The sequence below is a fragment of the Kitasatospora sp. Root107 genome (genome assembly GCF_001424875.1).
Lineage (GTDB): Bacteria > Actinomycetota > Actinomycetes > Streptomycetales > Streptomycetaceae > Kitasatospora.
The window spans coordinates 18,946-28,966 of record NZ_LMCT01000037.1; the positions used below are offsets into that span (position 1 = coordinate 18,946).

Annotated in this window: 10 protein-coding genes; 2 read left to right on the forward strand and 8 right to left on the reverse strand. The window is 68.0% G+C overall.

Translation table 11 applies throughout. The features are described 5' to 3' along the window. Nucleotides 1-145: 145 nt before the first annotated feature. The 8 genes from ASC99_RS27120 to ASC99_RS27155 all read right to left on the reverse strand — a co-directional run bounded on the left by ASC99_RS27120 (nucleotide 146) and on the right by ASC99_RS27155 (nucleotide 8,240). The gene (locus tag ASC99_RS27120) at nucleotides 146-1,147 is read right to left on the reverse strand and encodes a pentapeptide repeat-containing protein (RefSeq protein WP_157531773.1); all 1,002 of its coding nucleotides are present in this window, start codon (nucleotides 1,145-1,147) and stop codon (nucleotides 146-148) included. A 64-nt stretch (nucleotides 1,148-1,211) separates the two neighbouring features. Then, nucleotides 1,212-1,505 carry an immunity 49 family protein gene (locus ASC99_RS27125; RefSeq protein ID WP_057236858.1) on the reverse strand — a complete coding sequence of 98 codons (294 nt, stop codon included), beginning with the start codon at nucleotides 1,503-1,505 and terminating at the stop codon, nucleotides 1,212-1,214. After that, nucleotides 1,502-1,720 carry a hypothetical protein gene (locus ASC99_RS41205; protein ID WP_057236860.1) on the reverse strand — a complete coding sequence of 73 codons (219 nt, stop codon included), beginning with the start codon at nucleotides 1,718-1,720 and terminating at the stop codon, nucleotides 1,502-1,504. The genes ASC99_RS27125 and ASC99_RS41205 overlap by 4 nt, the downstream gene beginning before the upstream one ends. An 18-nt stretch (nucleotides 1,721-1,738) precedes the next feature. Further along, the gene (locus ASC99_RS27135) at nucleotides 1,739-2,269 is read right to left on the reverse strand and encodes a hypothetical protein (protein WP_057236862.1); all 531 of its coding nucleotides are present in this window, start codon (nucleotides 2,267-2,269) and stop codon (nucleotides 1,739-1,741) included. A 124-nt stretch (nucleotides 2,270-2,393) separates the two neighbouring features. Further along, entirely contained in the window at nucleotides 2,394-3,785 is a 1,392-nt protein-coding gene (locus tag ASC99_RS27140; protein ID WP_057236864.1) for an SUKH-4 family immunity protein, read from the reverse strand. After that, nucleotides 3,782-4,102: a toxin-antitoxin system YwqK family antitoxin gene (locus ASC99_RS27145; protein ID WP_157531774.1), complete on the reverse strand. Its 321-nt coding sequence runs from the start codon at nucleotides 4,100-4,102 to the stop codon at nucleotides 3,782-3,784. The genes ASC99_RS27140 and ASC99_RS27145 overlap by 4 nt, the downstream gene beginning before the upstream one ends. A gap of 972 nt (nucleotides 4,103-5,074) precedes the next feature. Then, complete coding sequence (locus ASC99_RS27150) at nucleotides 5,075-5,932, reverse strand: immunity 49 family protein (RefSeq protein WP_057236868.1); 858 nt, start codon at nucleotides 5,930-5,932, stop codon at nucleotides 5,075-5,077. 13 nt (nucleotides 5,933-5,945) lie between these two features. Further along, a complete protein-coding gene (locus ASC99_RS27155) occupies nucleotides 5,946-8,240 on the reverse strand; it encodes a toxin glutamine deamidase domain-containing protein (RefSeq protein ID WP_157531775.1) in 2,295 nt (764 codons plus the stop codon). An 880-nt stretch (nucleotides 8,241-9,120) separates the two neighbouring features. Here ASC99_RS27155 and ASC99_RS27160 point away from each other — a divergent pair. Then, entirely contained in the window at nucleotides 9,121-9,609 is a 489-nt protein-coding gene (locus ASC99_RS27160) for a hypothetical protein (RefSeq protein ID WP_157531776.1), read from the forward strand. Between the two features lie 60 nt (nucleotides 9,610-9,669). After that, nucleotides 9,670-9,948, forward strand: coding sequence for a hypothetical protein (locus ASC99_RS27165; protein WP_157531777.1), 279 nt, complete (start codon nucleotides 9,670-9,672; stop codon nucleotides 9,946-9,948). Nucleotides 9,949-10,021: the final 73 nt, after the last annotated feature.

A 10,021-nucleotide genomic window follows, 5' to 3' on the forward strand; every position in this document is an offset into this window, starting at 1 on the left:
GCCGGGACAACCGGCGAATGGGCCGGAAGGAGGGGCGACAGCCCGGCGGCGGTGGTGACGCCGCACTCTGAGAGCGCTCTCAGAATGCTGCCGCCGCCCGGACATGTCAATGGTCCAGACATCCCCACTGCTCCGTTGCCGCCAGCTACCGCGTCCTGGGCTGAAGCACCGTCACCTGGCCGCCACGCTCGGCGATCCACCTGTCGAGCGCCTCACCACCGAGCTCCGACGACTCTGCCCCGTTCCACAGGGTCACCGGACCGAATACCGATCCCGAGAGCCCACGGACCAGGGTGCTCTCATCCACCTGGACCTTGAACGAGTTCTCCCGAAGCACTGCTCCCGAGAGATCGGCACCTCTCAGATCCGTCCCGAGCAGCGAGGCACCGAGAATCTGCGCATCGCGGAAACTCGCCCCGGTCGCATCCACGCCGTACAACGAGGCGCCGGCTAGATCCGCTCGGTCCAATCGCGCCGAACGCAGCCCGGCACCGTCCATATTGGCCTTCACCAGACTGGCATCCGTCAGGTCCGAGCCCTCCAGATCCGCACCTTCCAGATCCGCTCGGTAGAACTCCGTACCGGCCAAACCGACGTGGGACATCATCGCGCCGACAAGAGAGGCCCCGGAGAGGTCCGCACCCCGAAAATCCCCTCCCCGCAGGTCGATTCCCGGCGCACTCAAAGCCGCAGCATCTGATCCCGCCCACTCCGCGACCAACTGGACTGCCACCTGGTCGGTGGGCCAGCCAGCAGGACCCCGACCGTCGACGAGGGGCCCTGCCCTAGGAAAATCAGGGTGGGCAGCCTCAATCTCGTCCAGTCGCCGCTCGTACTCCTGCTGCTGCTTCTCCGTGGCCAGCCACGGCATGCTCACCCCGTACCTGGCACAGAACTCGTCGTACCAGTCGGAGGCGAGACGCGCGCGTACCCAGCTTGCAGCGCTCCGGAAGCGGTCGTAGATCTCACGCACCCTACGGTCGTACTCGGCTTCCTGCTCCGGAGTGGCATCCTCCGGGCCTTCGACCCGGTACTTCGCGCAGAACTCGTGGAGCCACGCCGAGACCGCCCGCTGCCGCTCGACCACAACCGGGTCGACCGGGTCGAGCTTCTCCGACCGTCTCCCTGCCACATCGTCCGGCCCCACTTGCCCTCCAGCACCGTCATCGGATCGGCCGCGGCGTCATCCTGCCAGTTCCACTCCCGTAACGTCAGGCGTCATACTCCCCGACCCAACTGCCCAGCAGCAGGTGCTCCGGCAGGTGCTCCGACTCGACCTCGACCGGCAGCCCCGCATCGTGGTGCGCCAGGCAGGCGATCGCCAGCAACGGCAGCGAGACGAACCCGTTGGAGTCCTCCACCCGGTCCTCGTCCGCCGCCCAGTACTCCCGGTGCAGTTCCAGCCCACGGGCCAGCGCCGCGTTGAACTTCTCCCCGTCAGCGCAGCCGAGTCCAGTCGCGCCAATAGCCCAGCTCGAAAACCTGAACTCCGGTCTTCGGCTCACTTCACAGACGCGGTCCAGTCCCGGGTTTGCCGGCCGTCCTCGTCCCAGGCGTAGGAAGCAAGCTTCTTCCCCGATGCCGAGTACAGCTTGCGGGACTCCACCCGCCCGTTCTCGTGCCAGGCCAAGACCTCGCCCGTGAACGGCCCCCCGTCATAGAAGAGGCGCTCCTCCTCATCTATGTCGATCGCCACGTCGTTGATATCAATACGCTGCATTGCCATTACCTCGACTGCTCAGGACCCCGACGCGTCCAGTGCATCCAGAGCCGCGGCATCAAGGACGACAGGCGGCTCGGCCTGCAACCGAGATTCCAGACTGCCCCAACGGACCATGGTCACCCAAAAGTCCACCGCCCGATTCTCAGTCGCAAATCCGCCTCCGCGCTCGAACAGCAGGATCAGCGGCTCGAACGGGTCTTCCAGCGGTGGTCTGGGCACTTCGGATCGCTCGAGCAGTGCACTCCATTGGACGGCCGCCTTACACATGTCATAGGCAACCGGTAGGCCGACATGACGGTTGAGGAAGTCCTCGAACCTGTCCATCAGAGCTTCGGGGACACGTACCGCTGGGTCCACATAAGCGGCGATATCGAAGAATGGCCACTCCTTCACCGCCTGATATCGGTCGGCCCAGAGTGCAGATCTGCGGAAATATTCCCGCATGAGCGCAGCACGTGAATATAGGCAACTCATAGCCGCCTTCTGGTCGGCCCAGTTAATCGCCATCAGCCGTTCGACCATAGCCTCCGCCTGATTCTCGCTCACCTGAGCTCGCACCGGACCGGCATGGAAGCTGGACGGGGCAGTATTGTGCGCGCCAAAGCCGAGCAGCCCGGTCCTGTCCTGAGCACTGTTCTCTCCTTCTCCGGCTTGATCGGACCAGCTGCGGCTATGCAACCAAGGTGTAGTCGTCCTCGAGTGCGAGGAACCACCACCAGTCGGCACCCTCCTCCGCTGCGGCCTCCGGGTCGATCCGGGTGAGCGCCTCGCGGACGAAAGCCAGGAACTCATACCTCTCCTCGGGATGCCGCGCGGTGGAGACCGACAGTGCCCAACTGGTCAGGGCCTGGCAGGCGGCGAAGGCAAGCAGCGAGGTGTTGAGCAGCTCCGGGCTACCGCCTTCCGCCTGGTGCACCTGACCGTTGGCGTGATCGACGCAGAGCGCCGTCTCACCGTCGGCGGAGAGCGCGATCACGGTGAAGCCCGCGTGGTACTCCTCCGCCGACTCACCCTGCTCGGTGAGGTGTTGCTCCAAGGTCGCCAGGTTCTGCAGGCATCCGAAGGTCTCCTGCCAGAAGACCGGGAACCCGGGCAGCCCCAACGTGCACAGCACATGCACCACGTCCGCCCGCTCGCCCAGCGAGCCGAGCCGGCCGGGATCCGCGTACGCGACACCGCCCTGGTAGTACGGGACGATGTCGTCGGCCGTCAGCTCACCCTGCCCCCACCAGGCCTCACGGGGCGTCAGCACGGGCGCGGTGGCCAAGTCCCCTGTCCGGACGCCGACGATCCCCGCCGCCGGAGCGCCGAAGCTGATCACGGCTGCCCCGCTGTGGCCCGCCAGCAGCAACCTGCCACCCGGCAACGGGTGAGCGAGGGCACCGGGGTAGGGCGCGCAGAGCGGGAACACCGGCTCCTCCGAGCCTGCGGCGCTCCGAATCCTGACCTTCAACAGATCAAAGCTCTCGTCCAGCACCTCGATGGTGAACCCCGGATCGACAGCCGGGTACTCCGGAGCACCCGCCACCTCCGGGAAGTCGTCCACGGCCTCGCCGATCTGTTCGCCGTCCGCGAGGGCGTACCACCGGTAGCGCTGATCGTGGGCGGAGTGCAGGCAGACCTCACCCCCCGCCCCGTCCGAAGCCGAACGCCAGCCGGCCACCTGGACCGGACCGGTCCACCCCGGGGCGAACTCCCGAGTGTCGAAGACGCCGAGCGGCCGCCAGCGGGCCCAGTCGGCCCTCCAAGGCAGCTGCAGGCCCAACTCGTCCAGACCGGCCACCAGTTCACGATCGCCCCAGCCCTGCGCGGCGAACCGGAGTCGGGACGCCCACTCAGCAACCCCGCAATGCAGATCCTCGCGGTACAGCCGGACCGCCTCCACCACCGCACCGCGTATCCGCCGGGCCACCTGGTCGACACCCGGGCCACCCACCGCCGCGACCACCTCGGCCAGAGCCTGCAGGTCGGACAGCAGCAGGACCCGAACATCCGCCGGATACTCGTCGAGCCGGCCGACGGCCAGCGCATGCTCCAGCGCGGAGCCGAGTTCGCTGCTCAAGCCCCTGCGCTCCAAGCGCGGGTCGCCCGACCGTCCTCGTCCCAGGCGTAGCCGGCTACTTCCCTGCTCGCCTCGGTGAACAGCCTTCGGGACTCCAACCGCCCGTTCAGATGCCAGGTCAACGCCTCACCGACGAGACCGCCTTGGACGAACTCGCCCTGAGCCTTCGGGCTTCCGTCCAGGTAGCACAGCCGCCACGGACCGTTGAGCCACCCGTCCCGGTACGTCTCCAGCGAGGTCGGGTCGTCCAGCGCCCCCTCCACCACCTCACCCGAGAACGGCACCCCGTCGTAGGTCAGACGCTGCCCCGCATCCATGCCGACCATCGGATCACTGACATCAACTCGCCGCTCCACGCTCGCCTTTCGAACCTTCGGGGCCACATTCACAACAGGATCGGCTCGTCGCCTCCGGGCTGCTATCAGGCCTCCGGCCAGGAGTAGACAAGTACGCCACCGGCGGTCCAGCTGTACTCGGCCGTCAACTGCCCCGCCTCGGAGTAGAGCTTGCGGCCGGCCAACCGACCGTTCTCATGCCACTTCTGGAATTCCCCGACCAACCGGCCCTCGTGATACTGCCCGTCCACCTTCAAGGCAGCATCCAAGAACCCAGCGGGTGCTTGGCAAGTAGGTAATCGAATTAGACACGAATATCTGCCGCCCAGGATGCCCGCTCAACAATGGCCCGGACATCCTGCATAGAATCGTGGGCGAGCTCGATTCCCAAATACTGCCCGATGAAGTCGGTTGGGGCTTTTTCGATACTCATGATCAGGAGTGCTTCCCGCCCTCAGGGTTGACAAAGGATGTATGCAGGTGGAACTCACCCGCCCGCCGAGTCCACCTTGTAGACCAGAACGATTTCCCCGCCATCAAAGTCGACTGTAGGCACTTACTGGGATCGTTCGGATCCTTGTAGAACCCCGTGAGACGTTCGTGGCGTAGACGACCCGGCGGACCTCGGGCAGGAACCGCACGAACGTCACGAAGTGCTCCCAGCCCCGGGTCCACACCCCGACCATCGCCGGACACCGGGTGCCCTACTCGGTCTCGAACTCGCGGAACCTGGCCCGACCGCACGGCGACCGGCAGCCGGGAATCGTCACCGAAACGCACGGAGCCTCAGGTCCGCTCCTGTCTGGCGAGCCCCTGGGAGCCCAGAGCCTGCCCAGCTCGGGAACAGAGCGGGCGGCTCAGGCCCTGACAGTTCAGGATTCGGGGGTCACAGCGTCACCACTGAACCGGACCTGTCCTTCCATCATCCCGGCTGGTCGGACGCAAGCCAGCAGTTCAGGTCTGGTACTCGCCGAACCAGCTGCGGCGCAGCAGGTGCTTGGGCAGGTACTCGGACTCAACCGTCACCGGCACGTCGTTGTCGTACGCCAGGCAGGCGATGGCGAGCAGGGGCAGGGAGATGAAGCCGTCGGAGTCCCCCGCACGCTCTTCGTCCGCCGACCAGAACTCCCGGTGCAGTTCAAGCCCTTGTAGCAGTGCTGAGTCGAACTTTTCCTGGTCCCGCCGCAAGAACTGGTAGAACGCGGCGATCGGCGGATACAGCACCTTGAGCAACACCTCACGGTCCGCGACCCGAGCAACATCCGGGTCCGTACCGTCGATCGCCGCAAGCAGCTTCTCCGTCAGGTCCGGAGTACGACGCCAGTACGCCTGCAACGCCTCGACCCACGAATAGACGTACTCGTCGAACACCGCACCCGACCCGCGCAGCACGTCCACCGGCACCGCACTCAGCATGTCCAAACGCGCGCGTTCCCGGCAGATGACGGCCAGCCAGAACGCGTCGAGCCACGCACCCGCATCCGTGTAGAACTTCGGCCCGGTCGCCGGGATCTGCCGCACCTCACGCCCGACCCGACACTCGACCGAACCCTCGGCAGTCGCTGCCGCGAAAACCCCCGAACTCGCCTGCATCGCCCGGATGTACGCGTTCCAGGTACCGAGCTCCTCAGCCTCCGGGTCCAGCACACTAAGCTTCCGAGCCAGAATCAGCGCAGTGTCCACCGCACTACTGAGGTGCCAAGCCGTCAGCGGATCCGCCGCGAGCTCCTCATCGAGAACCTCGGCGAGCACCCCAACCGCCTTCGCGAGGTTGCCGCTCTCCAACACATGGCGAGCCACAGTCGTCGTCATTCGCACTACCCCCCTAGGGCTCGATGTCGATGTCGAACTGCTTCATCTTGTAGCCATCGTACTGGCCGTCCTTGACCTTAGCCTGAACCAGAACGTAGTCGAGCTTTCCGCTCGCCCAGGCCGCTTCGAGCTCCTTCGCCAGACGCAGCTCCGTCCCATCGTCATCCTTGCGTTTCTTCATCTGGTTGATGATCGCCTTGAAGTACTCCGGGTGTCCCTGCATCACCTGACGCCCGTCCAGGGCCTTCCGGTCGCCCAGTCCGGCAGTCGGTGCCTTCGCCTCAACTACGACGAAGCCCCCGTCCTCTCGACGCCAGATCTGATCGAACCGGTTGTTGCCTTCCTTCCGGTCATCTTTTCGCTCGGCATCGGGGTAGGTCGCCGGAATGGCGTGATACTCGGCAGCGCGGTCGCCCAGTTCCTCGCCCGCCTTGCCCATCTCATGGTGCGGGGCCTTGTGCTCTTGGTGCAGCCTGTCGTACTCGGCCTTCGCCTCCGCGTCGCCAGGGTTCTTCTCGTGCTTCTCCTTCGCTTCCTTCAGCGCGTCTTCGGCCGCCCGGTCTGCCGCCAGTGCCTGTTCACGACGCTCGATGGATTCGTCGATCTGGCGCATTCGCTCGCGGTCAGCGGGCGAGGCCGAGAGGTCAGCGGCATCACCCTTATAGCTCTCGGCGAGTGGGGGCGGCGCGTCCTGGGCCGCGATCCACTTTCCAGGATTGTCCGCATCTCCTTCGACCCACCTGAGTTGAGGGATCTCGTGCCCGTTCTCATCCTTCATGCCGATGCGGGTTCGGTGACCGTCGACGTTGTAGTGCTTCTTCAACCACTCCCCGTCCGCCTCGTTGGCCCTTTCGACCTGCTTTCGGACTCGCTCCCGATCGGCGTCAGCGGCACTCGTGTCATCCGGCGACGGACCCGTCGAGTTATCGGCCCCGCCGGCCAGTTCTTCGGGGGCGCGGCGGTCGTTGTCGGGGTTGTGGTTGGGGTCGGCCGACGGTGCGGGCTCGGTGGGGTTGCGGTCGCGGTCGAGGGGGATGGCGAAGACGCCGTTGTCGCCGTTGTGGAGGGGCTGGTCGCTGCGCTGGCCGGTCTGGCCGTCGATGTAGGTGATGGTGCCGTTGTGGTTGGCGACGTTCCAGGCGTGCGAGCGGCCGTCGTTGTCGGTGGTGATGATGACGGCCTGGGAGCCGTGGCCGTTCTGACGGAGCGTGTCCTCGATGCGGCGGAACGCTTCGGGGCCGTCGCCCATGTCGTTGAACTTGGCGCCGAAGGCGTTCTCGATCCGGTCGCGGCCGTTGCGGTCACCGCGGTCCGAGGGGTTGCCGTCGGCGTCGTAGTCGGGGGTGCGGGCGGCGGCGGGGGTGGGGTTGCCGCTGAGGTTGTCGACGACGGCGAGGGCTGTGTCGGGGCAATTGTTGTTGCGGCCGGGGGCGTTGGGGTCGTCGCCGTTGACGGCGGCGACCCAGTTGCCCTCGTTGGGATCGGGGTGGCTCACCGGGGTGCCGTCGGGGTTCCGGGGGAACTCGTCGTCGACCCGCTTCTGGTCACGGTCAGTGGGGTCGATGTAGCCGCCCGGACTGTCGAGAGGACGGTCGGCAGTGGCGGGGCGGTGGGGCTCCTTGGTGGCGGCGTCGTCGGGGCGCGTGGAGTCCTGGCCGGTGGGGTCCAGACGCGAGCCGATGTCAGGACTGGTGCTGTCCGGCCGAGCCGTGTCCGGGCGGGTGTTGTTCGAGTCGGTCGGGTCCAGGCGTGACGGGATGTCAGGGCGGGTGCCGTCCGAACGGGTGCCGTCCGGGCGAGTGGCGTTCGAACCGGTCGGGTCCAGGCGCGACCCGAGGTCCGGGCGGGTGCCGTCCGGTCGAGTGCTGTCGGGACGGGTGGTGCTCGAGCCCGTGGGGTCCAGGCGCGACCCGACGTCCGGACGAGTCGCGTCAGGGCGCTTCGAGTCGGGCCGGGTGGCATTCGAACCGGTCGGGTCCAGACGCGAACCGAGGTCCGGGCGGGTGCTGTCCGGGCGCGTCGCGTCGGGGCGGGTGGTGCTGGAGCCGGTCGGGTCCAGACGTGACGGGATGTCAGGTCGGGCGGTGGGGTTGTTGGCGTAGCTGGTGCGCGGGTCGGGGCGGCCTGTTCCGGGGCCACGGTCGGCGGCCGGGCGGGGGGTCAGGGTCGGGCCGTCGTGGTCCGGGCGGCGCTGCGGCTGGACGGTGGGTGCCGGTGCCGGGGTGGACGGCGCGGTCGGCCGGCCGGCCGCCGGTGTGGTCGGGTTCGAGGCCGTCGGGTTGCCCGCGTGCGGCACGCCACCGGGCATACCACCGGGGGTGGCGGCCGGGTTCGTCGGGTTGGCGGTATCCGTTGTCGGTTGCGGGGTGGGGCGGTGGTCCGGGCCGGACGTTGGCGGCGCGGTCGCGGTGGCCCCCAGGCCGGCGGTGTTCAGGCGCGGGGCGGACGTGGCGGARCTGTCSGTCGTGGTCGGGGTGCCACCGGCCGGATCCGCGAAGGCGGTCCGCGGGTCCACCCGGGTCGGGGCCGGACCGCTGTCGGGTGAGGCGTGGTCAGGCGCCGGGGCGTGTGCGGGGGTTCGCGCGTCCGGTGTGGAGGCGGCGGGCTGTGGGACGGCGTCGGGGCGGGTCTGGGCCGGAGTGCTCTCGTGCCGGGGTGCGGGTATATCCGCCGGGGCGGGCGTGTGGCTCGGCGTCGGGTCGACGGGGCGTACCGGGCCGTAGCTGGGACGGCTGTCGTCSCCACGCGGGGGCGGGGTGTGCTCGGCGGGAGCGGGACGGCTGCCGGGGTCGTGGTCGGGCGTACGGGTGGGACCGGTGTTCTCGGGCGGACCCGGGTGGGGGCGGCTGTCGCCACTGTCCGGTGTACGGGACGGACCGTCGGAGGCGGTCGGGCGGCTTCCCGGGTCGTGGTCGGGGGTGCGCGAAGGCCCGTCCGGGGACGACGAGTTGGGACGGGTACTCGTGTCACCGTCCGGCGTCCGCGTGGGGCCGGCGTTCTCGGACGGGCCCGAGTGCGGGCGGGTGTCACCGGCGTCCGGGGTACGCGAGGGTCCGTCGGACGCCGCCGGTCGCGGAGCCGGGTCACCATCAGGCGTACGCGAGGGACCGGCGTTCTCGGGGGTGCGGGCGGACTGCTGCGAGTCCGGACCCGAACGGCCTTCCGGCGACGGGGTGTTGGTACGGCCAGTGTCGTCGGATCGGCTCGGCGTGCTGCTGTCGCCCGCAGGCGTCCGCGACGAGCCGGCATCCCCGGACGGGCTGCTGTCGGCACCCACCCGAGTACCGAACGGGTCCAGCGGCGCGGAACTGCGCGGCTCACCGGACGTGGGCGTCTGCTGCGTCGAACGCGGCGTCTCACTCGAACCGGAGGTATCACGGCTCGGAGCGCTGTCCGGCGAAGTGCTCGACGAAGACGGACCACCGGAAGACGGACCGGTCGACGACGGACTCGTACCCGAAGGACTGCTGCCGGACGAGCTGTTGGAGGACGGGCTCGAACCCGAAGGGCTGGTGCTACCCGACGGACTGCTGCCGGACGAAGGGCTGTTGCTACTTCCCGACGGCGAACTACCGCTGCTGTCCGGCGCGTTCGTACTGCCACCACTGTCACCGGAGCCGGAGGAGTCCGCGTTGCTGCCGTGCCCCGCCGCACTGTCCAGCCCGTTGCGCGCATGATGGCCAGCCCGCGACCCGACCCCGTCCCGCAGCGCCTCCGTGAACGTCTGCCCGGAGTTCTTGACCGCAGTCTTGAACTCCTCCGCCCCCGCCTTCCCCGTCCGCCCCAGATCGAAGCCGTCCTGCGCACCGAAACCCTGGTTCACGGTCTGCGCGATCAAGTCACTGATCATCGCCTGCACCGCCGAAACCACCGGCTCCTTCAACGTCTCCAGGATCGCCTCCACCAGCGCATCCCGAAGCTCCTTCAACAACCGCCGCACGATCATCTTCGTCGCCTGCACCGCACCCGCGGCACCCAACTCCGACAACCCCAACGTGAACGGCGCAGCCGCCTGAGCCGCGATGATCTCCACCGCCAGCAGCACCAACTGCGCGATCACCGCGATCTTGCACGCGATCACGATCATCG

What these genes read in the sequence shown, in the direction of transcription:
- ASC99_RS41205 (WP_057236860.1), bottom strand. Translation starts at nt 1,720, where the DNA reads ATGCAGCGTATTGATATCAACGACGTGGCGATCGACATAGATGAGGAG.
- ASC99_RS27145 (WP_157531774.1), bottom strand. Translation starts at nt 4,102, where the DNA reads ATGGATGCGGGGCAGCGTCTGACCTACGACGGGGTGCCGTTCTCGGGT.
- ASC99_RS27150 (WP_057236868.1), bottom strand. Translation starts at nt 5,932, where the DNA reads ATGACGACGACTGTGGCTCGCCATGTGTTGGAGAGCGGCAACCTCGCG.
- ASC99_RS27155 (WP_157531775.1), bottom strand. Translation starts at nt 8,240, where the DNA reads ATGCCCGGTGGCGTGCCGCACGCGGGCAACCCGACGGCCTCGAACCCG.